Raw genomic sequence first — 23299 nt, 5'->3', positions numbered from 1 at the left:
CCGACCCCCGCCGGGCCGGCGACGGAGCCGGCCCAGCGGGACCCACCCGAGGAGGGATGCCGTGCAGTTCGCGCCGACCGTGCTCACCCCGGCCGAGGAGGCATTGCGCGCCGAGGTGCGCGAGTTCCTCGCCGCCGAGCTCCCCGCCGGGCACCGGCCCGCGCTCGGGTTCGCCGGCCGGCACGACCCGGAGTTCTCCCGCACGCTGGCCAAGCGCGGCTGGGTCGGCATGGCGATCCCGCCCCGGTACGGCGGGCACGGCCGCAGCGCCGCCGACCGGTTCCTCGTCGCCGAGGAGCTGCTCGCCGCCGGCGCCCCCATCGGCGCGCACTTCGTCGCCGACCGGCAGACCGCGCCGGCGCTGCTGCACTTCGGCACCGAGGAGCAGCGGCAGCGCTTCCTGCCGGGCATCGCCGCGGGCGAGGTCTACTTCAGCCTCGGCATGAGCGAGCCGGACTCCGGCTCCGACCTCGCCTCCGTGCGCACCAGGGCCACCCGGGCCGAGGGTGGCTGGACGGTCACCGGCACCAAGGTGTGGACCAGCGAGGCCCACCACAACCACTTCTTCGCCGTGCTGTGCCGCACCTCCCCGGTCGAGGAGGGCCGCAAGCACGCGGGCCTCTCCCAGCTGATCGTCGACCTGTCCGCGCCGGGCGTGCGCATCTCGCCGATCCCGTACCTCGACGGCAGCCACCACTTCAACGAGGTGGCGCTGGAGGACGTGTTCGTGCCCGACGACATGGTGCTCGGCGAGCTCGGCTCCGGCTGGCAGCAGGTGACCAGCGAGCTGGCCTATGAGCGCAGCGGCCCCGACCGCTGGCTGTCGACCTTCCCGGTGCTGCGCGAGTGGCTGCGCGAGCGCGGGGCCGGCTTCTCCGGCGAGGAGGCCGTCGTCCTCGGCCGGATGGCGGCCCGGTTCCGGGCGATCCGGCAGCTGTCGCTGTCGGTCGCCCGCGCCCTCGACGGCGGGAGCGCCCCGGTGGTCGAGGCGGCGCTGGTCAAGGACGTCGGCACCCGCTTCGAGCAGGACCTCATCGAGGCGCTGCGCGACGCCGCGGAGACCGAGCTCGACCAGGGCTCGGGCTCGCTGTTCCAGGCACTGCTCGCCGAGGCGGTGCTGACCTCGCCGTCGTACACGCTGCGCGGCGGCACCACCGAGATCCTCCGCTCGGTCGCCGCGAAGGGACTGTCCGCATGAGCGAGGACCGCACGGTGCTGACCGAGGTCGCCACCGGCCTGTTCCGCGACCTGTGCACGCCCCAGGACGTCGTCGCCGCGGAGGCGACCGGGTGGAGCGAGCGGCTCTGGACGGCGCTCACCGAGTCCGGCTTCCCGCTGGTGTCGGTGCCCGAGGAGGCCGGCGGCTCCGGCGGGGACGTCGCCGACGCCTGTGCGCTGCTCACCGTCGCCGGCCGGTTCGCCGCCCCGGTGCCGCTGGCCGAGTCCGGGCTGCTCGGCGGCTGGGCGCTGGGCGCGGCCGGGATGGAGCTGCCCGAGGGCCCGCTGTCGGTGGCCGTCGGCGCGCCCGGTGATGCCGTCGAGCTCACCGGCCGGCGGTTCTCCGCGCGGCTGTCCCGGGTGCCGTGGGGCGGGCGCAGCGACCGGGTGGTCGCCTTCGCCGAGAGCGGCGGGCAGCGGTTCGTTGTCTCCGCGCCTCCCGCCGCCGCGACCGTCACGCCCGGCCGCAACCTCGCCGCCGAGCCGCGCGACACCCTGGTGTGGGACGACGTCGAGCTGCCCGACGACGCGGTGGCGCCGGCCCCACCCGGGGTGGACGCCGCGGCGCTGCGGCTGCGCGGCGCGCTGGCCCGCTCCGCGCAGATCGCCGGGGCGCTGGCGCGGGTGGCCGAGCTGACCGTCCGCTACACCGGCGAGCGGCAGCAGTTCGGTCGCCCGGTCGCCCGGTTCCAGGCGGTGCAGGCGCACCTGGTCAGCATCGCCGAGGAGGCGCAGCTGGCCGGTCTCGCCGTCCAGGTGGCCGCGCTGAACGCCCGTCCCGACCCGTCGTTCCTCGACGTCGCGGCGGCGAAGGCGGCGGCCGGCGAGGCGGCGACGATCGCGGCGCGTGCGTCCCACCAGGCGCACGGCGCGATCGGCATGACCAAGGAGTACGAGCTCGGCCAGCTCTCCCGCCGGCTGTGGTCGTGGCGCGACGAGTTCGGCGGCGAGCGGTACTGGAGCCGGGAGCTGGGCCGGCAGCTGGCCGCCGAGGGCGCCGACGCGCTGTGGCCGCGGATCTCCACCGGGCTGGTGGAGGCGTGAGCATCGACTGGGACGTCGCTGTCGTGGGCGCCGGGATCGCCGGGCTGACCGCCGCGCGGGTCGCCGCCGAACGGGGCCTGCGGGTGGTCGCCTACGACCGGCTGACCCCCGGCGGTCAGCTGGTGAACCTCACCGCGCTGCACGAGCACCCGGGCGGCACCGGGCCGGAGCTGATGGCGGCGCTCACCGCCGCGGCCGAGGGGGCCGGGGTCCGTCTGGCGTACGTCGAGGTCACCCGGGTGCACCCGGGCTCGCCGGTGCGGCTGGAGACCTCCGACGGCGAGGTCAGCGCCGGCGCGGTCGTCGTCGCTACCGGGCTCGGCCCCGGGCGGCTCGGGCTGCCGGGGGAGGAGGCGCTCGTCGGCCGCGGCGTCTCCACCTGCGCCGGCTGCGACGGCCCGCTGTTCCGCGGGCGCCCGGTCGCGGTGCTCGGCGACGACGAGTGGACGGCGGAGGAGGCGCTCGAGCTGGCCGGCTGGGCGTCGGCGGTGACCGTGCTGGTGCCGGGCCCGCCGCGCTGGTCGCCGGAGCGGGCGGAGCGGCTGGCGGCCGCCGAGCGGGTCGAGGTGGTCCCGGACGCGACGGTCACCGCGCTGCGCGGCGAGGGCGTGCTGTCCGGCGTCGTCGTCCGCACCAGCGACGGCGACCGCGAGCTGGCCGTGGCCGGGCTGTTCCCCTTCGTGAACCGCCGCGGGCCCGAGGGGCTGGTCGAGGGGTTGGCCGCCGACGAGCACGGCCGGCTGGTGCCGTCGCACGGGGTGCTGGTGGCCGGTGACGCGCGAGCCGGTGCGGAGCAGTCGCTGACCGCCGCCGAGGCCGACGGGCGCGCCGCCGGGGAGGCCGCGGTCGCGGCGCTCGCGACCGCGGCCGGGTCGCTGCGCATCGTCGACCCCACGTACGGCCTGCCGCCGGAGGACGACGCCGGGCCGCTGGAGCCCGCCGGCAGCACGGCGACGTGGACCGACGTCGCGCTGTTCACCAACTCCAAGCCGAACGCGACCGAGCTGCTGCGCGGGCTGGGCGAGCGGCTGCAGGCGCACTGGGAGCTGCCGGAGCTCGGCTTCGCGGCCAAGGAGAGCGCCTCGGTCGCGGCGGACAAGGACACCATCGACTGGCTGTCGCAGCGCTTCAAGATGGTGCTGGTGGCGGTCGGCGACTAGGGCTCGTGCTCGTCGTGGAGTCTCCACGACTCGGTGGAACTGGAGCGCCGTGGCGTCGTCGCACCGCTGGTGGTAACCGAGACGTTCCTGCCGCTGGTGCAGGCGCAGGCCCAGGCGCGCCGGGTGCGGCCCCGCCTGGTCGTCGTCCCGCACCCGGTCGGCGGGCTGAACGAGGCCGAGCTGGCCGCCCGGATCGAGGGCGCGGCGGCGGAGCTGCTGCGGATGGCCGACGAGGCGAGGGGAGGGGCGTGAGCGCCGGACTGCTCGACCTGCCCGGGGTCACGGAGGAGAGCTGGCAGGAGGAGGCGTACCGCCGCGGCTGGGGCGACGGGCTGCCGCTGGTGGCGCCGACCCCGGCCCGGGTGGCGGCGGCGCTGGCCGCGCTGGACGGCATCGACCTGGAGCTCGGGCCGCTGCCGCCGTCCGGACTGGTGCCGACCCGGGAGAGCTTTGCGGCCAACGCGGTGATGGCCGGTTGCCGGCCCGCGGACCTGCCGGTGGTGCTCGCCGCCGTCCGCGCGCTGCAGGCTCCCGAGTACAACCTGCACGGGGTGCTGGCGACGACCCACCCGTGCGCGCCGATGGTCGTCGTGAACGGCCCGGTGCGCGGGGAGCTCGGCATCAACTCCGGCAGCAACTGCCTGGGCCAGGGCGTGCGGGCCAACGCCGTCATCGGCCGGGCGGTGCAGCTGGTCACCACGCACGTCGGAGGGGCGCGCCCGGGCGTCATGGACCGGGCGACGCAGGGCAGTCCGGCCAAGTACTCGTTCTGCTTCGGGGAGAACGAGGAGGAGAGCCCGTTCCCGCCGTTTTCGGTGCGCCGCGGCTTCGCGCCCGGGGAGTCGGTGGTGACGGTCGCGGCGACCGAGGGGCCGCACAACGTCAACGACCACGGCGGGACGACGGCCGAGGACCTGCTGCTCACCATCGCCGGGACGATGGCCCAGCCCGGCTCGAACAACGTGTACGTCAAGGGCCCGCACTTCCTGGTGCTCGGTCCCGAGCACGCGGCGACGTTCGCCCGCGACGGGTGGACGGCCGACGCGGTGCGGGACGCGCTGTGGGAATGGGCGCGCATCCCGGTGTCGAAGGTGTCGGAGGCCAACCAGCGGCAGTTCGAGGACTGGGGCGTCCTGCCCGAAGGCGACGCCTACCCGGTGAGCACCGGTCCGGAGATGCTGCACGTGCTGGTGGCCGGGGGAGCGGGGAAGCACTCGGTGTGGATCCCGTCGTTCGGTGCGACGGCGGCGGTGTCGCGACCGGTCCCCTCCCGCGTGTGAACCGTGCCTGACCTGCCGCTGTTCCCCGACGCCGCCGATCCGGCAGCGGTGGCCGCCGACCTGCTGGCCGCGGGGCACGGCGACGGGCTGCCGGTGGTGCCGCCGACCGCCGCCCGGCTCGACGCGATGCTGGCCGGGGCCGCCGACCCGGACGCCGTCCTGGGGCAGGTGCCGCCGCTGTTCGGCGAGCTGACCGTGCGGGCGGTGGCCTGGTACGCGGTGCTGGCCGGGTGCCCGAGGCCCGCGCTCCCGGTGGTGGTGGCGGCGTGCCGGGCGGCGCTGGAGCCGGGCTTCAACCTGCTCGGCCTCGCGACGACGACCGGGGCGCCGGCGGTGGGCGTGCTGGTGCACGGGCCGGTCGCCCGCCGGGTCGGGATGACCTCGGGAGCGGGCGGGCTGGGCACCGGGAACGCGGGGAACGCCGGCGTCGGGCGGGCGGTCTCCCTCGCCCTCGCCGGGATCGGCGGGGCGCGCGCCGGGCTGACGGACATGGCGACGATCGGCTCGCCGGCGAAGTACACCTGCTGCACGGCGGAGGCGCCCCGCCCGCTGCCCTCGCTGGCCCAGCGGCGCGGGCTCGGGGTGGACGTCGACGCGGTGACCGTGGTCGGGGTCGGTGGGCTGGTCGAGGTGCTGCCGGGTGAGGGGTACCGCGAGCCGCCGTCCGTGCTGGGTCCGGCTGCGGCGGCGATGGCGGGCGCGGCGATGGCCGCGGGGGACCCGGGCCGCTTCCGGGACGGCGAGCAGTTCCTGCTGCTGCCGCCGGAGCTGGCCGCGCTGCTGGGGGAGCAGGGCTGGGGCGCCGACCGGATGGCCGGGTTCCTCTTCGAGCAGGGCAGTGCGCTGCTGCGGGCGTCGGCGTCCGCGCTGGCGTTCCGCGCGGGCCTGCCGGCCTACGCCGCCGGGGACCTGCGGGTGGCGGCCTCGGCAGACGACGTGCGCGTCGTGGTCACCGGCGGGGCGGGCGGCAAGATGGCGCTGCTGCCGACCTGGGCGGGGGGCTCGCGCTCGGTGACCGCCGCCGTCCGCCCGCTCTGACGCGCGGCCGGCGAAGCGGGCGACCCGGACGAGAGCTGGGTCCCGGTGTCCTCCCTCCCACGGACTCGTGCCCTGCCCACCACCGTGGGCAGAGCACGAGCGCCGGTACCGCGGGTCCGGCCACCCGGCGGTGCAGGGAGACGACGTCGAGGCGGGGTGTCCAGTGCGGGGTTGCGGTCGAAGAAGCCGACCGGTACCAGCCGGAAGCCGACCACCTCGACCGACATGACCGGCCAGTCCTCCGGGCGCGGGAAGTGGGTCGACCCGCAGGTGTGCCTCGGCACGACGTCCTCGTCCTCCAGCGACTGGTTCCCGGACACGAACGCCGGCAGGCCGCCCGCCTCGGCCAGGTCACCGGCCGCGTACCGCTGCGCAGGGTCGTACCGGGTCACCCATGGGTACCTGGTCGCGAACGCCGCCCGGCAGGGTCTCCCTCGGAGAGTCGTCCCGCGCATGCTCGTGCTCTGCCCACGGTGGTGGGCAGAGCACGAGCGCCGGTCAGGCGGTGCCCTCCGCGGCGATCAGGTCGGCGACCGCCTGCGGACGGGTCGAGCAGTCGTCGTCGGAGGCCGGCTGGTCACCGGCCAGTCCGGTGATCCCGGCGTCCTCCACCGGCTGGAAACCGAGTCGCTCGATGTGCCGCGGCACCCGGTTCTGCGCGTTGATCACGTGCGAGCGGGACAGCCAGCCCTGACCGTCGGCGACGTCGAAGTCCAGGCCGCCGCCGGGTGCCCGCTGCACGTGGCCGGGGGATGGGAGCAGCCCGACCAGCTGCACGGCCTGGTCGACCGGGAGGTCCTGCGGCGGGCGGTCGAAGTAGTACCAGCTGGCCGCGCAGACGCCGTAGAGCGACGGCCCGAACTGGGCGTAGTTGACGTAGAGCTCGAGCATCCGCCGGTCGTCGACCGCCAGCGCGAGCTCCGCGGACAGCCCGGCCTCCACGGCCTTGCGCCAAGAGCTCATCTCCTGGTTCAGGAAGAGGTTCTTGGCGACCTGCTGCGGGATGGTCGAGCCCGAGGGGTCCTCGTCGCCTACGAGGTGCGCGTGCGCGCGGGCCCACATCTCGGCCCAGGTGAAGGCACCGGATCGGTAGGGCAGCTTGGCGTCCTCGTGCGCGATGACGGCGGCGAGGAAGTTGCGCGACACGTGCTCGACCGGCACCGACTGCTGGATGGCGCCGTTGGGGTTGGCCGCCATGAACGCCGTCGTCGGCGGGTCGACCCAGCGCAGCGAGACCATCACCAGCGCCTGCACGACGAGGGCGACGGCGAGCACCTTCCCGACGCGCCCGGCGAGCTGCCGGCGCCCGCGGGACCGATCCGGCCGGTCGGGCCGGTCGTACCCGTCCCGCAGGCCGCCCCGGGGACGCCGCTCGTCGCGGTCCTCCCGGTCGCGGCGCCGCCGCCGGCGCCCAGGCTGCTCCTCGGGGGCGGGGCCGGAACCGTCGACGCCGTACCGGTCGGCCGCGTCGTCCCACGGCGAGCGGAGGGGCGGCACCGGCCGCGACGGGACCGCGTCGCCGTACCCGGACCAGCCGCGCTCGGGTCGGTCGGCGGTCGTGGTGCCGCGGGTCCGGCGGCGGCGGACGCCGGGCCAGCGATCCGGTGAGCCGTGGGGCATGGCGCGGTGCTCTCCCTGGTGGACGCGAACCGTCATGGTACGGCGGCGGAGCGTGAGGCCCGGTGAGTCACGCGGTGAGTTCCGTGCCACCGTCCGGTCTGTCCTCGCATGGAGACGATGCAGCTCGACCTCGGTCCGCAGGCGGCGGAGCTGGCCCAGGTGGTGGCCGGCATCCGCGACGACCAGCTCGGCGACCCGACCCCGTGCGCCGGCACCCCGGTGGCGGGGCTGCTCGCGCATGTCGTGGGCCTGACGACAGCGTTCCGGATGGCAGCGGAGAAGACGCCGGTGTCCGGTGGGCCCTCGGCGTCGGCCGACGACCTGCCGCCCGACTGGCGCACCGGGATCCCGGCTCAGCTCGACGCACTGGTGGAGGCGTGGCGGCGGCCCTCGGCGTGGGAGGGGACCGCGGAGGCCGGCGGCGTGACGATGCCCGCGTCCGTCGCGGCGGCCGTGGCGCTCGACGAGGTGCTGGTGCACGGCTGGGATCTCGCAGTCGCCACCGGGCAGGACTACGTGGCCGATCCGACGTCGGTGGCGGTGTGCACGGAGTTCGCCGCCCAGGCCGCCGCCGAGGGGCCCACTCCGGGACTGTTCGGCCCGCCGGTGCCCGTGCCCGACGACGCACCGCCGCTGGACCGGCTGCTCGGCCTCACCGGCCGCGACCCGGCCTGGCGCCCGCCGGCATGTTGATCATGGGCTTGTTGCCGCCGACACGCCCCGGCACGCCGCCCGAGGGTTACGACCCCATGATCAACGGTGGGGGCGGATGAGGCCGGCGAGCTGCGCTGTCCGGCCGCGGGTCCACCGCGCCCCAGCTCCTGGACCGGCGGTCCGGTCAGGGCACCTGGCTCGCCAGGTCCTCGATGGGGGCGGACCAGGCTCCCGGCGCCGTCCACACGAAGCTGTGCGCCCCGGGCACGGGCACGAACCGGCCGTCGGGCGCCAGGTCGGCGAGCTCGCGCGCCCACTCCTCCGTGCACAACCGGTCCCGGTCGCCGCGCAGCACGAGCACCGGGACCGGCACGCGCGGGACGACGTCCTCGAGGGCGTCGGCCAGGTGGACCCCCAGCGCGTGTGCCACGCGGCGCAGGCCGGCCCGCTGCCGCTCGGAGGTGTGCCGTTCGTCGAGGCTCGGCGGCTCCAGCTGCCGGTTCCGCCGCCAGGCCATCAGCACCCGCCGGCGGCTGCGGAAGCGCGGGTCGATGGTGGGGCTGGCCAGGACGAGCGCCCGCACCGCCCGAGGACGGCGGACCGCGACGTGCGCGGCCACCTGGGTGCCGCTGGAGTGCCCGGCGAGCACGACCCGGTCGAGGCCACCGGCGTCGAGCCACTGCACCACGGCGTCGGCGAACTGGCCGACGTCCAGCGGGTGCGGCGGCTCCCCGCTGCCCGAGAAGCCGGGCAGCTCGACCAGGTGGGCGCGCGTCCAGCTGCCGAGTTCGCACAGCGCCGGCTGCAGGTAGTCGGACACGGCCAGGCCGGGGACGACGACGACCTCGGGGACGCCGTCGCGCGGCGCGCCCACCGTGCGGCTGCGCACCACGCCCCAGGTGGTGGGGCGGTGCGCGAGCTCGACGTCGGGTGGGCTGTGCGGACCCTCGCCGGGGTCGAGAGCCATGGCGCGACCGTAGCCAACGGCGTCCGCTGCGGTGGGACGACGTTGCTGGTTGACTCCCGGCAGACGGCGAGCCGAGCCGTCCGGGTCGGCCCGGGAGGGGTGCGCCATGGCGACGACGGTCGCGGGGATGTCGAAGCAGCAGCTGGCGAGGGCGCTGGGCGCCACGGGGGCGGCCTTCGGGCTCACCAGCGTCGTCGCGCCGAGGGTGGTCGCGAGGAGCTACGGGGTCCCGGTCTCTCCGGCCGGTCTGCAGCTGCAGCGGCTGTTCGGCAGCCGGGCGCTGGCGATCTCGGTCCTGGCGCTGACCGCGCGCACCGACGAGGAGGTCGACCGCGGGCTGGCCGTGCTGGCCGGCGCCAACGCGATCGACGCGCTGACCGCGCTGGCGGCCGCTGCCCAGGCCGGCCGGCCGACCACGCTGCGGGCGGTCGTCAGCTCGGTGGCCTACGGCGCGGCCGCGCTGGCGGTCCGGTCGATGAAGGGCTGAGCGCACCGCTCGGGTGCGGTCCCCGTCAGTCCTGCGGCGGTGCGGGGACGGGCCGACGCGGTGCCGAGACACGCGTGTCCCATCGGGTGCTGGCCAGCTGCCGTTCGGCGTGGGTGACCAGCGAGAAGACGTCGGTTGCTGTGTACCCCGTCGTCCCGCGCTCCACCGAGCGACGGGCGAGGATCCCTGCGTCGGCCAGCTCTTCGAGGGCGGCCCGCGCGGCCGGGAACGAGACGCCGAGCCGTCGCTGTGCGGTGCGGGTCGTGAGGATGGGGACCTCGGGCAGGGTCCGGAGGATGCGCGAGGTCGCCGAGTCCGCTCGCGGGGTCTCCCGCCGCCCCTGAGCTGCGCGGTGCTCCGCCAGCCTCGTCTCCCAGGCGGCCTGCAGGTCCGCGACCTGTCCGGCGAAGAGGCGAGCCTGTTCGGCAGCAACGGTCGTGGCGTGCAGGAAGACGTCGAGCCAGGACGCGACCGCGTTCGCCGCCTCGGCACTGTGCGGCGGTGCCGTGTACCGGTAGGCGGTCAGTCCGTCGACGTACCGTCCGCGGAGTGTGGCCAGCACGAGGCTGACCGGGAGGATGGCCGAGGGGGTCAAGCCCCGACGGGTGAGCACCGTGTGGATGAGCGCTCGTCCCACCCGGCCGTTGCCGTCGGTGAACGGGTGGATGGTCTCGAACTGGGCGTGCACGATCCCGGCCTGCACGAGGGGCGCGTGGACCGATCCGTTCGCGTACTCCACCAGGTCATCCATCAGCCCGGGGACCAGCTCCGGCGGTGGGGGGACGAAATCAGCGGACAGCGGGTGCCAGCTCGAGCCGCCGATCCAGTTCTGCACGCGGCGCAGTCCGTGGTGCTGCTCGTCCGGGAGCAACGCGCGGTGCAGAGCCTCGATGTCGTCCATCGTGATGGCGTCGGCGGAGGCGAGGTCCTCGCCGGCCCGCCGCAGGACGGTGATGTTGTTGGCGACCAGCCGGGCCTGGTCGCTGAAGCCGCGCACGTCCTCGTCCTGCGCCAGTTCCGCGAGGGCGACCTGCTGGGGTGAGGGCGTGATCCCCTCGATGAGGGAGCTCGCGATGGCCTCCGAGCGCAGCAGGAAGCGGGCCAGCCCCTCGAGTGCCTGGGCTCCGGGTCCCGTGGCCAGCTCGCGGACCGCCCGCTCCGCCACCGTGGCGTCCCGGTTGGCCTCGGGCGACATGCTCAGCGGGCGGGAGGTCACCAGATCCGGCTCGTACTGGCGGTAGGGGCCGAAGAGTCGATCCGCTCGGGGGACCATGTCGAGGTCGGACTGCTCCCAGACCGCCTCCAGCCATCTCGCCACGGCCGTAACCTTTCACGGCCGGACTCGCTGTTAAAGCATCACACGCGATCCTTTGACGGACGGTCGCTGCGTTCAAGGATCCTCTGGCCACCTCAGCCGACGAGGAAGGCCGTGGCCTGCGGACCGTCGCCGTCCACGCACGACCCGGTGGCGACGAGACCGGCGTCCGCACCGAACGGGGCGACGTCGCCCAGCACCGCGGCCCCGGCGCACAGCGACACCGCCGACACCCGCTGCCCGCTGGCCAGGTCGACGGTGACCAGCTCGGCGGGGTAGGAGAGGTCGGCCTGCGGCACCCACGCGGAGCCGCCGTCGGGCGAGACGACGACCTCCAGTGCGGAGTCGCCGACGCCGTCCAGCTCGATCGAGCCGGCCACCGCACCGTCCGCCACGGTGACCAGCCGCCCCAGCTCGCGCCCGTCGCTGACGTGCAGGGTGGCGACGACGGTGCCGTCGGCGGTCACGTCGAGGCCGGCCGGTGTGCCGACCGGGGCGTCGGGTGCGAGGTCGACCGGCTCGCCGACCGGCCGCAGGTCGGCGTCGTACGCCGTGAGCAGGGCGCGCCCGTCCGCGGACTCGACCAGCGCGGCGACGCCGCCGTCCGGCCGGGTCGCGAGTGCGGGGACCGTCCCGTCGGGGACGACGGGGGCGGTCCTCGTGACGACCCCGGCGGCCAGGTCGACGGCGAGCAGCTGGGCCGGGCCGGGGGCGGGGAGTCTCAGCGCGGCGTAGAGCGTGCGCCCGTCGGGGGAGAGCGCGGTGGCCGCGCGGTCGGGGCGCAGCCCGAGGGCGGTGACGGTGGCCTGCCCGTCGCGCGGGACGGTGAGCAGCTGGTACCCGGCGATCGGGCTGGTGTGGGCCACGAGGAACGAGCCACCGGGGAGGACGGAGAGCTCGGCGTCGTCCCCGACGACGGGCAGCTCGAGCATCGTGGTGGCCGTCGGGCCGTCCTCGCCGGGACCCACCTCGACCAGCCAGGCCCGCGTGCCGCCGTCCCCCAGCAGCGCGACCGGGTCGTCGCCGGGCGCGGCGGCGAGGTCGAGCAGCCGGGCGTCGCCGCCGACGGCCGCGTCGAGGTCGACGGTGCCGAGCAGGGCGGGGGCGCCGTCGGTGCCGGTGCGCGGAGACGGGCCCGCGTCGCCCTCACCGGTGCAGGCGGCCGTCAGGACGACGGCGAGGGCCGCGGCGGCGCGGCGGACGCGGGGCATGACGGCTCCGGGGTCGGCAGACGCCGAGCCTCCGCCGGGCCGGATGTCGTGGCAACTCGGGCGACCCGCCCTGACGCCTCGTGGGGCTGGTGTGACTGGCTCGTCCAGGCGCGCCGGCTGAGTGCCGATGAGCCGGGGGAGACGACGGATCGATCTCTACCCCCGTCGTTAGGGAGTGGCTCCATGTCGGCAGTGCTGAGACGACTCGGGGACGGCCTGGCGGTGCTGGGCGGTGCGCGCCCGGACGTGCTCGAGGCGGCGCCTGGTGCGCGGCCGCGGTTCGTGGCGCTGGGTGGCGTGCTGCTGAGCACCGGTGGGCTCGCGGTCGTGTCGATGGCGTTCGCCGTGGCGATGGCGCTGGGCGTGTGGTGGCCGCTGGCGCTGCTGATCGGCCTGGGCTGGGGCGCGGTCGTGGTCAACCTCGACCGGATGCTGCTGGTCGGGATGGCGCACGACGCCTCGCTCAAGCGCAACCTCGTGCTGGCGGTGCCGCGGGTGGGCCTGGCGCTGATCCTGGGCGCGGTCATCGCGACGCCGCTGACCCTGCAGGTGTTCTCGTCGGAGATCGACACCGAGGTCAAGGCGATGCAGGCCGAGGCCGCCGACGCCTACCGGGAGACGCTGGAGACCGACGCACGGTTCGCCGGGCTGGACGCACTGCGCGAGGAGGTGGCGCTGGGCGAGTCGATCGTGGCCACCGGGGGTGCGGCGGACCCGCAGCTCGCGGCGGTGCACGGCGACGCGACGGCGGCCCAGCAGGCCTACGACGCGGCGCTGGCGACCCAGCGGGAGCTGGAGGCCAAGGCGCAGTGCGAGCTGGACGGCACCTGCGGCACCGGGGACGCCGGGACGGGTCAGGCGTACGTCGAGGCGCGGGCGGCTGCGGACGCGCAGGCCACCGTGGTGGCCTCGGCGAAGTCGTCGCTGGATGCCGCGCTGGCGTCCGCGTCGGCGGCTGAGGGGCGCAGCGCGGGGCTGGCGTCCGCGTCGCTGGAGACGGACCGGGCGGAGCTGACGCGGCTGACCGCGGAGCAGACCCGGTTGCAGACGGCGTTCGACGCGACCAACGAGGACGCCGACGGGATCCTGGCGCGGCTGGAGGCCCTCGACCGGCTGGGTGACCGCAACGCGACCCTGGCCGCGGCGCAGGTGATGCTGTCGCTGCTGTTCATGAGCATCGAGATCCTGCCGGTGCTGATGAAGCTGCTGCTGAACTTCGGCCCGCCGTCGGCCTACGACAAGCTCGCGGCGCTGCGGGACTCCGGTGACGTGGAGATCGAGGAGCTGCAGAAGGAGTCGCGGCTGACCGTGGCCGTGGCACGCGAGGAGATGCTGGTGATGGCCGAGCAGGAGCGGATCGACCGGCAGAAGCAGGCGATCATCGCCCGGCGGGAGGCCGCCGAGGCGGCTGCTGTCCGCGCGGCCGAGCGGGCTGCTGCAGCGGCCGAGGCGCCGGCTGCCTCGGCGGCGGAGACGTTGCGGCCGTGGGACACCGGCCCGATGCGGCTGGCCCGCACCGTGCTCGGCGCCCGCCGGCGTCCGGCCGACCGGGTCCCGACGCCGGTGTGATCCGCAGTCCCGGACGACGGTGCCCCGGCCTCCGTGCGGAGGCCGGGGCACCGTCGTGCGGGGCAATGGGACTCGTGTCTCGTCGGCGCGGGGTGCGGGACGTCAGCCCGCGGGTTGTCGGCCCTCCGACGTGATCAGCTGGCCGGCCGACGCGGCGCTGTCCCCCTGCCGTCCGTCGACTCGGGCACTTCCCGGCCCCAGGGTCATCCCGCGGTGAGTCGTGCTCTGCCCACCACGGTGGGCAGAGCACGACTCGTTCCAGAGTGGCCCGACCGGCGCTCACCGGACGCCGCTCGAGCCGAGGCCGGGCCGACGGCGATCCAGCTCGGCCACCAGCTCGGCGACGACCTCCGCGGCCGGCCGGATGTCGGTCACCGAGCCGACGGCGGCCCCGGCGTACATGGCCATCGCGTCGAGGTGGCCCTCGGCGCCGGCCACGGGCGGGAGGCCGGACCCCCGTGGTACGGGAACGCGCGCACGACCCATCACCGCCGTCCCGACCACGTCGTCCTCCAGCTCGCCCACCCTCTCCACCGCACTCCGCAGCACCCGGGCCCGTGGGCTCGTGGCGCAGAGGGGGCAGTCGGCGAACGCGTCGGTGATGACGGTGCAGTCCTCGGCAGCGTCGACGACGGCCTGCTTGTACGCCGGGTGCGCGCCGGACTCGACGGTCGCGAGGAACCGGGTGCCGATGCGGGCGCCGGCCGCGCCGGCGGCCACCACCTCGGCGAAGGACCGTCCGTCGGCGATACCGCCGGCCGCGAGCACGGGGACGTCGACCGCGTCGAGCACCTCGGGGAGGAGGCGGCGCAGCGGCGCGGCGCCCCGGACGTGACCACCGGCCTCGACCCCCTGGACGGTGACGACGTCGCAGCCGGCGTCCTCCGCGGCGCGCGCCTCCGCGACCGAGCCGACCTGCCACCCCGCGAGCGCCCCGGACCGGTGGACGAGGTCCACGAGCCGTGGCGACGGGTCGAACCAGAAGAAGTCGACGAGCCGCACCCGCTCGGCGACGTCGACGACGACCTGCTCGCCGACGTCGACGACGACCTGCTCGCCGACGTCCGCGCTGACGACGTTGGCCGACAGCACGCCGGACGTGCGTCGGCCCATCTCGTCCAGGCGGCGGACCAGCACCTCCGGAGGGAGGCCGAGCGCGGTGACCGTGCCGACGCCGCCGGCATCGGCGACCGCCACGGCCAGGTCGGGCGAGGAGATCGTCCCCATCGGGGCCTGCTGGATCGGTACGGAGCAGCCGACCAGCTCGGTGAACCGCGTCCTCACGGCCGCCTCCTCCCGGGGATGGGGCGGATCGACGGTCTCGCCGGGAGAGGGCGCCGTCAAGGCGTCGGTGTCCTCCCGGCCGGGAGGACACCGACGCCTCGCTCAAGCGGAGCGGGTGGGCGGCCGATACTCGTCGTACGCCCGTCCTAACCTGCAGTGCAGACCGAGGGGAGGGGGCACGGTGAGCACAGCCGTCTGGGCCTTCATCGGCGTGGTGGTCGGCGGGCTGCTGACGGTCGCGGCCCAGGCCACCGCCGAGTCCCTCAAGGCCCGTGCCGCGGCGCGGGCGCGGCAGGAGCAGCGGGAGCGCGCGTCCCAGGAGTTCCAGCGCGAGACCCTGATCGAGCTGCAGGCCGCCATGGCCGACTACCGGGCGGCGCTGGATCGGGACAAGACCCAGCTGCTGCCCCTGCGCGCCACGGAGCAGCAGCTCTCGGCCGCCCGGGCGAGGTACCAGATGCTCGTGCACCGCGTGTCGTCGTCCGCCGCACGGGAAGCCGCGCTGGCGTGGGAGGCGGCCGCGCTGCCCTGGTTCCAGGGCGACGACTCCGGCACCGCCGCGGCGGAGGCCGAGACGTGGGAGACGGCGATGCGGGTCACGGGCGAGGCCGTCCGCGCCGCGGACTGACCGCCGTCAGGCGGTCTGCAGGCGCTCCGCGACGCCGTGGTCCCGGGCGGCCTCGAGGAGGTACTCGCCGAACTCCCGGCTGACGTGCTCCGCGCGGAGCAGGGCGGCACCACCGTCGACCAGCACGCGGGTGACGAGCTCGTCGGCGAAGGACGGGGTCCCGGCCACCATGCGGCGGAAGTCCACCACGATGGTGGCGCCGCCCATGCGGTCGGCGAGGCCGTCGACCAGCGCACGGGCGCGCTCGCGGCCGCCGCTCAGCTGCGGGACCTCGATCGGTGGGAGGACAGCAGGCACGGTCATCGACCTCCTCACAGGCTCAGGCGCACGTGGGCGAGCGTACCGGGGTAGGACGCCGGCAGATCCGACAGTTCGGGTTCCGGGAGACCGCGGCGGAAGGTGCCGCTGGCCGCTCCGCTGATCAGCGTCACGCTCCCGCGGTGCTCGCCGGTGATGCCGATGACCCGGCTGATCCCGCGCCCGCGGCCCGGGCGCCCGATCGAGGTGACGTGGACCTGGGCCGCCCGCACGATCGCCGTCCGGTCGTCGGGCACGGGGATCGCCGCGGCGAGCCGCTTCCGCAGCCCGATGCCGCTGTCACCGACGGCGAACGAGATGTCGCCCCTGTTGTCGTACCGCTGCAGCGCCACGTACCCGTGCGACCGGGTGCTGTGCTCCAGCACGTTCCGGGCCATCTCGTCGAGCGCCGCGTACAGCGGCTGGATGAGCTCGGGGTGGTCGTCGACGTAGGTCTGCACGAGGGCGGCCGCGACGGTGTCCAGCCCGGCCTCTCCGTCGAACCGGCGCAGCTCGACGAGGCGGTGGCCGAGCCGGCGTTCCCGCACCTGGGGCAGGTCGTGCACCACGTCGAGTCCGGCGAGCTCGTCGCCGAGGCGCATCCGGGTGAGGTAGTTGGCGACGTCGCCGCCCTCGGGCTTGCGGAAGTGGACGGGACGGCGCTGGAGCCTCGCCCGCTCGGCGATGACGGCGAGGCTCACCAGACCGGCCGGGTCGATGAACTTGAGCCTGGTCAGGTCGATCTCGACCGCTCCGGTGCCCGTCGGGCGCAGGTGCCCGCCGATCTCCTCGTACGTCAGCACGCCGTTCGTGCAGAGCGTGATGTCGACGCAATCGGTCCTGGTCATCTCCGTTACATCGTCCACGAGGATCTGACACTTGAGTGACGGCACCGTCCTCGTGCGTGACCGGTTCGTTGCCCGGCCGTTCCCGTCAGGATCGGGTGCCCGGGTCCCAGGAGGCGTCGTAGCCGGGCACCCACCGCCGGACCTCGTCGTCGACGGCGACGGTGGCGTCCAGTGAGCAGAGGACGCCGGCCAGCCCGGCGGCCACGCGCTGGAGCAGCAGGTGGCGCGGCGGGACGGTCAGCCGGCGCTGGGTGCGCGCGGCGGCGCTGAACGGGTCGGAGGCGCGGCGGGTCTGCTCCTGCACCCAGGCCCGGGTGAACCGGTACGACGGGCTGCGCAGCGGCTGCAGGTAGGGGTCGAGCAGCGCCAGCAGGGCACCCTCGCTGACCTGGTCCGGCTGCAGCAGTCCGGCGGAGGCGGCGATGCGGTGCAGACCGGCGGCGTTGCCGTCCCGGCCGGCGGCGAGCAGCGGGCCGAGCCGGGCCGGCCAGCCGTGCGGCAGAGCCTCGGTAGCCCCGAAGTCGAGGACGGCGAGCCGGCCGTCGGGCAGCAGCCGGAAGTTGCCTGGGTGCGGGTCGCCGTGCAGTCGGCGGGCGCGCACGGGCGCGGAGGCGAGCAGGCGGACCAGCAGCTGACCGGCGCGGTCCCGGTCGTCCTGGGTGCCGTCGGCGATGACCCGCGCCAGGGGAGTGCCGTCGACCCAGCGGGTGACCAGGACCTGACCCTCGACGGCCAGCACATCGGGGACGGCGATGTCGGCGTCGTCGCGGTAGGCGTCGGCGAACGCCGTCTGGGCGTCGGCCTCCCGGACGTAGTCGACCTCCTCGACGAGCCGGTCGCGGAGCTCGGCGAGCAGCTGCCGGACGTCGAGGCCGGGCACGGCCGCCTGCACGACCGGCGTCAGCGTCTGCAGCACCCCCAGGTCGGCGACGAGCGACTCGCCGGCGCCCGGGTACTGGACCTTGACGGCCACCGGGGTGCCATCGGACCAGGTGGCGCGGTGCACCTGCCCCACGCTGGCCGCCGCGACGGGCCGGTCGTCGAAGTCCTCGAGTCGCTGCGGCCAGTCGGGTCCGAACGCGGTGTCGAGCTGCCGGTGCACCAGCGGGGTCGGCATGGCCGGCGCCGCCTCCTGCAGCCGGACCAGCGCCTCCCAGTAGGGGCCGACCAGCTGCTCGGGCAGCGCGGCCTCCATCGCCGACATCGCCTGGCCGACCTTCATGGCGCCGCCCTTGAGCTGCCCGAGGACGGCGAACAGCTGCTCGGCGGTGCGCTGCTGCACCTGCGCGGCGACCACCTCGGCGGGGCGGCCGCCGAGGCGCTTGCCGATCCCGAGAGCGGTGCGCCCGGCGTAGGCGGCCGGCAGCGCGGCGAGCCGCGCCGTCCGGGCCAGGCGGCCCCGGAGCGGCCCGCCGTCCTCGGAGGTCACCGGCGGACCGTAGCGCCGGAGGGCGTGCGGTGGACGTCGCGCTCCGGCCCGCCCCGACGAGTCGCAGCTGGGCGGTGGCGGTCGGGGAGTCAGGACTGCGTGTCGAGGACCTGCAGACCTTCCCGTTGCCACGCGGCGAGCAGGTCACGGTCACCGGCCAGTGCGACGGTCGTCCCGCTGGTGACCCGCAGAGCTGCAGCGCAGTGCACGGCGTCGTAGCCACGGAGGGCGTGATCGCGCGCCAGGACCCCTGCCGCGCGGACGAGGCCGTCGTCCACGTCGAGGACGTCCATCTGGGCCCAGACGGACTCGAGTCCGGCGAGTGCCCTGTCGTGCGCGTCAGCCGTCAGGCGACGGAGCCGGGACGCGCGGGCGAGCGCCGCGGAGGTCTCGGCGAACGTCATCCGGACGGTCGCCACGCTCTCGGCCTGGAGGAAGACCCGCAGGGAGACGTCGGTCCCCGCCTCCTCGACCAGCAGCGGCACGACTGCCGACGTGTCGAAGTAAGCGATCACCTGCGCTGCTCGGCGACCAGGTCGCTGACCGTCCCGGAGGCCTCGACGGGCCGGGGTGCCGACCGCTCGCGCTGGCGGGCCGGCTGGACGAGCCCCTCGGCGATCAGCCGCTCCAACGGGCTGGACTCATCGACCGGGACGATCCGGGCGACCGGGCGGCCGTGGTCGGTGACGGTGACGGTGCGCCCGGCCCGGACCTGGGCCAGGTACCGGCTCAGCCCGTCGCGCAGTTCACGGATGCCCACCGAGTCCACTCCGACCTCCTTGTAGCCACATCTCGACGTACGATTGTAGCCACTTCGCCCCCACACCACCCTGGCCGTGCTCGCCGTCAGGCCGCGTGCTGGCGACCGTCCCGTCGCAGGGCAGCTCCCGACGGAGGACACCGGCGGACGGCAGCGGCGCCGCAGCGGGGAGCCACCGGATGGGCGGAGCGTCCGTCGGGGACAGCCGCTCCGGCGTGTCGCCCGACACTGGCGCGATCCGGCACCGGGACGGCGGGATCTCGGGTACAGATGCGGGTGGAATCGAGGCCGTCGTCCGTCGGGCCGCTGCATGCGAGCAGCGGGCGCGGGATGAGGAGTACGGAACATGTACCGTCCGAGCTGGGTCCCCGCCGAGGTCGACCTGAGCCGCCCGAGTGCGGCCCGGGTGTACGACTACTACCTCGGGGGATCGCACAACCTCGAGGTCGACCGGCGCATGGCGCGGGAGGCCATCTCGCTGTGGCCGGACCTCCCCGTGATCATGCAGGCCAACCGCGCGTTCCTGCGCCGGGCGGTCCGCTATCTGGCGGGGCAGGGCACCACCCAGTTCCTCGACATCGGATCCGGGATCCCCACCGTGGGCAACGTGCACGAGGCCGCTCAGCAGGCGCATCCGGGGACCCGGGTCGTGTACGTCGACAGCGACCCGGTGGCGGTGGCCCACAGCCGCGCGATCCTCGCCGGGAACGAGCACACCGCCGTGGTCCACGCCGACCTCCGGGCGCCGGAGACGATCCTGGAGGACCCGGCGGTCCGGGCGACGCTCGACCTGGACCAGCCGGTCGCGGTGCTCGTGGTGGCCGTCCTGCACTTCGTGAGCGACGAGGACGACCCCTTCGGGGCGGTGGCCCGGATCCGGGACCGGCTGGCACCGGGCAGCCACCTCGTCCTGTCCCACGCCAGCGCCGACGGGCGTCCCGAGGCGGCTGCCTCCCACCGCGAGCTCTACAGCCGAACCCCGACGCCGATGACGATGCGCAGCCGCGAGGAGATCGCGCGGTTCTTCGACGGCTTCGACCTCCTCGACCCGGGGCTGGTGTGGTTGCCGCTCTGGCGGCCGGACGACGGCGACGCGGCGGCGCGGCACCCGGAGCGGACCACGGGGTTCGCCGGGGTCGGCCGCCGCACGTGAGCACGGCGGTGGCGGGCTCCCGGGACGACGGGGACCGGGCCGGTGCCGCCGTCCCTCCCGACCCCGTCGGTGCCCTCGCCGCGCGGTGGGCCGACGCCGTCGCCGGCACCAGCTACGTGCCGCTGCGGCCGGACGAGCTGGAGGAGTTGCTGCGGGGTCTGCTGCGCCGTCTCCTCGCCGCGGTCGACGAGCCGCCGGTCCGCCGGGGAGACGTCGGCCGGCAGGTGGGGGCCGCCCTGGTCGACGCCCACTTCACCAATCCGCAGTCGCTCTCCCAGACCCTGTGCGTGCTCCTGGATGGCGAGCCGGGCGGCGGGGCGGCGCCGCTCCGCGAGGGTGTCCTTCCCGACCGCCGGTGGCACGCGCTCGTGGCGGCGGTCGCCGAGGGCTTCAGCGCGGCGTTGCAGGAACGGGCGCTGCGGGAGGAGGAGGCCATCCTGGGCGCGGCCGCCGCGGCTCGGGAGCAGGCGCGGGAGGCGCTGCACGTCAGCCAGCAGCGCTTCCGCGCGGTCTTCGAGGGCGCCACGATCGGGATCGGGATCGGTGACCTGGAGGGCCGGATCCTGGAGGTCAACCCGGCCCTGGTGCGGCTGCTGGGTCATCCGGTCGAGGACTTCCGCCGCCGCTCCGTGCAGGAGTTCATGCATCCTGCCGACGTCGAGCACGTGTGGCGGCTCTACGGGGAGCTGATCCGCGGGGAACGGGACCACTTCCGGCTGGAGAAGCAGTTCCTCAAGTCCGACGGCGAGTCGGTGTGGACCGACCTCACGGTGTCGCTGCTCCGCGACGGGGACGGCCGGCCCCGCTACCAGCTGGCGCTGATCCACGACGTCACCGCGCTGCGCCACCTGCGCCGCCGGCTGGAGTTCGAGGCCCAGCACGACGCGCTGACCGGACTGCCCAACCGGAGGACGTTCCTCGCCCACCTGGACGCCGTCTTCGACCAGGCGTCGCCGGGTGCCCGGGCGGGACTGTGCTACCTCGACCTCGACGGTTTCAAGGCGGTCAACGACACGCTGGGACACGAGGTCGGCGACCAGCTGCTCGTCGCGGTCGCCCAGCGCCTGGTGTCCGTGGTGCGCGACCGCGGGCTGTCGGTCGCCCGGCTCGGCGGGGACGAGTTCGTCGTCCTCGTCCCGGGGACGTCGGGCAGCGGGCAGCTGGTCGCGCTCGCCGAGGAGGTCCTGGCCGCGGTGGCGCAGCCGGTGGAGCTGGGCGGTCGCCGGGTCGAGATCACCGCGAGCGTCGGTGTGGTGGAGCGGTCGATCGCCGACATCGACCCGGCGGAGCTGCTGCGCGCCGCCGACATGACGCTCTACTGGGCGAAGGCGGACGGCAGGAGCCAGTGGGCGCTGTTCGAGCCGGAGCGCGACGCCCGGGAGATCACCCGGTACCGGCTGTCCTCGGCTCTGCCCGCGGCGCTGGCGGGGGAGCACCTGCTGGTCCACTACCAGCCCCTGCGGCGGCTGGCCGACGGCCGGCTGCACGGCGTGGAGGCGCTGGTCCGGTGGGAGCACCCGCGCATGGGGCTCCTGGGTCCCGAGAGCTTCGTCGGCCTGGCGGAGGAGTCGGGGATGATCGTCCCCCTCGGCCGGCACGTGCTCCGGGCCGCCTGCCGGCAGGCGTTCTCCTGGTTCGGAGCCGGCAGCAGCGGCCCGTACGTCAGCGTCAACCTCGCCAGCCGGCAGCTCCGCGACGAGCACCTGGTGGACGACGTCCGGACCGCGCTCTCCGACAGCGGGCTGCACCCGCAGCAGCTGCAGCTCGAGATCACCGAGAGCGCGGTCCTCGGCACCGACCCGCTCACCGGTCACACGCTCGACGCGCTCGCCGGGATGGGGGTGCGCCTGGCCATCGACGACTTCGGCACCGGGTACTCCAACCTCGCCCACCTGCGGCGGCTGCCGCTCGACGAGCTCAAGCTCGACGGTTCATTCCTCCGCGGGCTGCGCTCCGACGACGCGGTCGACCCCGTCGACGTCCAGCTCGTCGGCTCGATCATCTCGCTGGCCCACTTGCTCGGCCTCACGGTCACCGCCGAGGGCGTGGAGACGCAGGCCCAGGTCACCATCCTGCGGGAGCTGGACTGCGACGCCGGGCAGGGCACCTACCTCGGTCGCCCCGCTGAGCCGGCCGACCTCGGCCGGCTCCTCGACCCGGTCTGAGGGACCGGGCTCGTTCCACCGCCAGGCGGAGCAGCACGTCCTGCCCCAGCCGGGCGCCGTCGACCTCCCCGACCAGGCGCAGCGCGCCCAGCAGCTCCTCGAGCGAGCGGAGCTTCGCCTGCACCGAGGCGACGTCGACGGGGTGAGGCGTCACGAACTCGCCATCCGCTGCAGGTCGAGGTCGCGCAGCCACGCCGTCTCGTAGAACTCGAGGGCGGCAGCCATCTGGGTCCGGGCGAAGAGGCCGGGCGAATCCTCGTACAGAGGTCGCGCGCCGACCAGTCCGGCGAACCGCGCCGTCGGAGGGGCGCCGTCGAGGACCAGCAGGTCGACGTCGTCGCTGCCGGTCAGGTCGGCGAGTTCTCCGACCAGCGCCAGCAGCCCGTGCGTTCCAGCGGGGAAGGACACGGCGACGTCGAGGTCGCGGGCCCGCTCCGGGGTACGGAGGGCGCTGCCGAAGACGGTGAGCAGCGTGATGCCGTGCCGACGCGTCAGACCGTCGAGCCGTCCGTCGTCGGCGGCGGCGCACAGACGGTCGAGCGACTCGGCGACGGACACGGCCCGAGAGTAGGAGACGCGTACGTCACCGGGTAGCCGCGTGGAGTGATGCCTGCCGTGAGGCGCCTCGCGACCTGTGCACCGACGACGCTGGGGCGGCCGATCACTCCGCAGACACCCGAGGGGTCTTTACAAGACCGCGAGTCGCTGTCCCTCGAGCTGGTCGAGGTAGCCGTGTTGCAGAGGCTGCTGATCGACACCGGACGGACGCGGACGTGCGCGAAGAACTCGGCGACGAGCTGGTCGACTGGCCCACCGACTTCAGCGCCTGCTATGACTGCTGCTTCCATTCCCTGTAGGCGGCCGGCAGACATCTCGCGCACGGTCGGTAGCCGGCCGTGACGGCCGTGACCTCATCGGCGAAGAAGACGCGGTGCGGGACATAGTGGCCTGCGGCGATGTGCCGGAGAGCCGAGCGACAGTCGAGTCGACCGTAGATCCGCATGGGCTTGTATCCGCCGAAGGTCCCGGGAGTCGGGGACTGGTACGGGACGCCGTCCCCACCGAGCAGTGTGTACACATGGTGATTCTGCGGTTACTTGGTGGCCGTTCGGTCAGGTTTCGCGATAGGGCGTGTCGCCCTCCGCGCTGTCGGCCCAGTCGCCCATGCCACT

Annotated in this window: 22 protein-coding genes and 2 pseudogenes; 11 read left to right on the top strand and 13 right to left on the bottom strand. The window is 75.1% G+C overall.

The features are described 5' to 3' along the window. Nucleotides 1-61: 61 nt before the first annotated feature. The 5 genes and pseudogenes from GOBS_RS18385 to GOBS_RS18360 all read left to right on the top strand — a co-directional run bounded on the left by GOBS_RS18385 (nucleotide 62) and on the right by GOBS_RS18360 (nucleotide 5740). Nucleotides 62-1198 (top strand): acyl-CoA dehydrogenase family protein, encoded by a 1137-nt coding sequence (locus GOBS_RS18385; protein WP_012949774.1) that lies wholly within the window; start codon nucleotides 62-64, stop codon nucleotides 1196-1198. Further along, a complete protein-coding gene (locus tag GOBS_RS18380) occupies nucleotides 1195-2262 on the top strand; it encodes an acyl-CoA dehydrogenase family protein (RefSeq protein WP_012949773.1) in 1068 nt (355 codons plus the stop codon). The genes GOBS_RS18385 and GOBS_RS18380 overlap by 4 nt, the downstream gene beginning before the upstream one ends. Beyond that, nucleotides 2145-3674 (top strand): annotated as a pseudogene (locus tag GOBS_RS18375) (UGSC family (seleno)protein). The gene GOBS_RS18380 and the pseudogene GOBS_RS18375 overlap by 118 nt, the downstream one beginning before the upstream one ends. Beyond that, nucleotides 3671-4702, top strand: coding sequence for a hypothetical protein (locus GOBS_RS18365; RefSeq protein ID WP_012949770.1), 1032 nt, complete (start codon nucleotides 3671-3673; stop codon nucleotides 4700-4702). The pseudogene GOBS_RS18375 and the gene GOBS_RS18365 overlap by 4 nt, the downstream one beginning before the upstream one ends. 3 nt (nucleotides 4703-4705) lie before the next feature. Then, nucleotides 4706-5740 carry a hypothetical protein gene (locus tag GOBS_RS18360; protein ID WP_012949769.1) on the top strand — a complete coding sequence of 345 codons (1035 nt, stop codon included), beginning with the start codon at nucleotides 4706-4708 and terminating at the stop codon, nucleotides 5738-5740. 221 nt (nucleotides 5741-5961) lie between these two features. On the opposite strand, the pseudogene GOBS_RS26525 reads toward GOBS_RS18360, so the two are convergent. Together GOBS_RS26525 and GOBS_RS18355 are read right to left on the bottom strand one after the other, a co-directional pair. Beyond that, a pseudogene (locus GOBS_RS26525) lies at nucleotides 5962-6195 on the bottom strand (copper amine oxidase); the annotation flags it as partial. Between the two features lie 43 nt (nucleotides 6196-6238). Continuing rightward, nucleotides 6239-7360 carry a transglycosylase domain-containing protein gene (locus GOBS_RS18355; protein ID WP_012949768.1) on the bottom strand — a complete coding sequence of 374 codons (1122 nt, stop codon included), beginning with the start codon at nucleotides 7358-7360 and terminating at the stop codon, nucleotides 6239-6241. Between the two features lie 108 nt (nucleotides 7361-7468). Here GOBS_RS18355 and GOBS_RS18350 point away from each other — a divergent pair, with 108 nt between their 5' ends. Further along, the gene (locus GOBS_RS18350; protein ID WP_012949767.1) at nucleotides 7469-8053 is read left to right on the top strand and encodes a TIGR03086 family metal-binding protein; all 585 of its coding nucleotides are present in this window, start codon (nucleotides 7469-7471) and stop codon (nucleotides 8051-8053) included. A gap of 145 nt (nucleotides 8054-8198) precedes the next feature. Here GOBS_RS18350 and GOBS_RS18345 read toward each other — a convergent pair whose 3' ends face one another. Then, entirely contained in the window at nucleotides 8199-8981 is a 783-nt protein-coding gene (locus GOBS_RS18345; RefSeq protein WP_012949766.1) for an alpha/beta fold hydrolase, read from the bottom strand. Between the two features lie 106 nt (nucleotides 8982-9087). Here GOBS_RS18345 and GOBS_RS18340 point away from each other — a divergent pair, with 106 nt between their 5' ends. Further along, nucleotides 9088-9468: a hypothetical protein gene (locus GOBS_RS18340; RefSeq protein WP_012949765.1), complete on the top strand. Its 381-nt coding sequence runs from the start codon at nucleotides 9088-9090 to the stop codon at nucleotides 9466-9468. Between the two features lie 25 nt (nucleotides 9469-9493). Here the strand turns inward: GOBS_RS18340 and GOBS_RS18335 are convergent, their stop codons facing one another. Both GOBS_RS18335 and GOBS_RS18330 read right to left on the bottom strand, forming a co-directional pair. Next, nucleotides 9494-10786 carry a Fic family protein gene (locus tag GOBS_RS18335; protein WP_012949764.1) on the bottom strand — a complete coding sequence of 431 codons (1293 nt, stop codon included), beginning with the start codon at nucleotides 10784-10786 and terminating at the stop codon, nucleotides 9494-9496. 92 nt (nucleotides 10787-10878) lie between these two features. Next, nucleotides 10879-11994: a TolB-like translocation protein gene (locus tag GOBS_RS18330; protein WP_012949763.1), complete on the bottom strand. Its 1116-nt coding sequence runs from the start codon at nucleotides 11992-11994 to the stop codon at nucleotides 10879-10881. 183 nt (nucleotides 11995-12177) lie between these two features. On the opposite strand from GOBS_RS18330, the gene GOBS_RS18325 reads away from it, so the two are divergent. Beyond that, nucleotides 12178-13563 (top strand): DUF4407 domain-containing protein, encoded by a 1386-nt coding sequence (locus GOBS_RS18325; protein ID WP_012949762.1) that lies wholly within the window; start codon nucleotides 12178-12180, stop codon nucleotides 13561-13563. A 279-nt stretch (nucleotides 13564-13842) separates the two neighbouring features. Here GOBS_RS18325 and GOBS_RS18320 read toward each other — a convergent pair whose 3' ends face one another. Beyond that, the gene (locus GOBS_RS18320; RefSeq protein WP_012949761.1) at nucleotides 13843-14847 is read right to left on the bottom strand and encodes an NAD(P)H-dependent flavin oxidoreductase; all 1005 of its coding nucleotides are present in this window, start codon (nucleotides 14845-14847) and stop codon (nucleotides 13843-13845) included. Between the two features lie 181 nt (nucleotides 14848-15028). On the opposite strand from GOBS_RS18320, the gene GOBS_RS18315 reads away from it, so the two are divergent. Then, the gene (locus GOBS_RS18315) at nucleotides 15029-15475 is read left to right on the top strand and encodes a hypothetical protein (protein ID WP_012949760.1); all 447 of its coding nucleotides are present in this window, start codon (nucleotides 15029-15031) and stop codon (nucleotides 15473-15475) included. A 6-nt stretch (nucleotides 15476-15481) separates the two neighbouring features. Here the strand turns inward: GOBS_RS18315 and GOBS_RS18310 are convergent, their stop codons facing one another. The 5 genes from GOBS_RS18310 to GOBS_RS28955 all read right to left on the bottom strand — a co-directional run bounded on the left by GOBS_RS18310 (nucleotide 15482) and on the right by GOBS_RS28955 (nucleotide 18818). Continuing rightward, nucleotides 15482-15778 carry a hypothetical protein gene (locus GOBS_RS18310; RefSeq protein ID WP_012949759.1) on the bottom strand — a complete coding sequence of 99 codons (297 nt, stop codon included), beginning with the start codon at nucleotides 15776-15778 and terminating at the stop codon, nucleotides 15482-15484. An 8-nt stretch (nucleotides 15779-15786) separates the two neighbouring features. Continuing rightward, nucleotides 15787-16620, bottom strand: a complete 834-nt coding sequence (locus tag GOBS_RS18305) for an ATP-binding protein (RefSeq protein ID WP_041241575.1) — start codon at nucleotides 16618-16620, stop codon at nucleotides 15787-15789. 85 nt (nucleotides 16621-16705) lie between these two features. Beyond that, the gene (locus GOBS_RS18300; protein WP_012949757.1) at nucleotides 16706-18049 is read right to left on the bottom strand and encodes an ABC1 kinase family protein; all 1344 of its coding nucleotides are present in this window, start codon (nucleotides 18047-18049) and stop codon (nucleotides 16706-16708) included. A gap of 89 nt (nucleotides 18050-18138) precedes the next feature. Then, a complete protein-coding gene (locus GOBS_RS18295) occupies nucleotides 18139-18564 on the bottom strand; it encodes a type II toxin-antitoxin system VapC family toxin (protein ID WP_012949756.1) in 426 nt (141 codons plus the stop codon). Continuing rightward, complete coding sequence (locus GOBS_RS28955) at nucleotides 18561-18818, bottom strand: type II toxin-antitoxin system Phd/YefM family antitoxin (protein ID WP_012949755.1); 258 nt, start codon at nucleotides 18816-18818, stop codon at nucleotides 18561-18563. Before GOBS_RS28955 ends, GOBS_RS18295 begins: the two co-directional genes overlap by 4 nt. A 337-nt stretch (nucleotides 18819-19155) precedes the next feature. Here GOBS_RS28955 and GOBS_RS18285 point away from each other — a divergent pair, with 337 nt between their 5' ends. Further along, nucleotides 19156-19962: an SAM-dependent methyltransferase gene (locus GOBS_RS18285; RefSeq protein ID WP_012949754.1), complete on the top strand. Its 807-nt coding sequence runs from the start codon at nucleotides 19156-19158 to the stop codon at nucleotides 19960-19962. Continuing rightward, complete coding sequence (locus GOBS_RS18280) at nucleotides 19959-22127, top strand: putative bifunctional diguanylate cyclase/phosphodiesterase (RefSeq protein ID WP_208104320.1); 2169 nt, start codon at nucleotides 19959-19961, stop codon at nucleotides 22125-22127. The genes GOBS_RS18285 and GOBS_RS18280 overlap by 4 nt, the downstream gene beginning before the upstream one ends. A 150-nt stretch (nucleotides 22128-22277) precedes the next feature. Here the strand turns inward: GOBS_RS18280 and GOBS_RS18275 are convergent, their stop codons facing one another. Both GOBS_RS18275 and GOBS_RS26515 read right to left on the bottom strand, forming a co-directional pair. Then, entirely contained in the window at nucleotides 22278-22685 is a 408-nt protein-coding gene (locus tag GOBS_RS18275) for a nucleotidyltransferase family protein (RefSeq protein ID WP_012949752.1), read from the bottom strand. A 271-nt stretch (nucleotides 22686-22956) separates the two neighbouring features. Continuing rightward, nucleotides 22957-23130 (bottom strand): Ada metal-binding domain-containing protein, encoded by a 174-nt coding sequence (locus GOBS_RS26515; protein ID WP_081449030.1) that lies wholly within the window; start codon nucleotides 23128-23130, stop codon nucleotides 22957-22959. Between the last annotated feature and the right edge of the window lie 169 nt (nucleotides 23131-23299).

Origin of the sequence: Geodermatophilus obscurus DSM 43160 (assembly GCF_000025345.1) — a bacterium.
In the GTDB taxonomy this organism is placed as follows: Bacteria; Actinomycetota; Actinomycetes; order Mycobacteriales; family Geodermatophilaceae; genus Geodermatophilus; species Geodermatophilus obscurus.
This window is presented reverse-complemented; position numbering and strand designations above follow the sequence as displayed.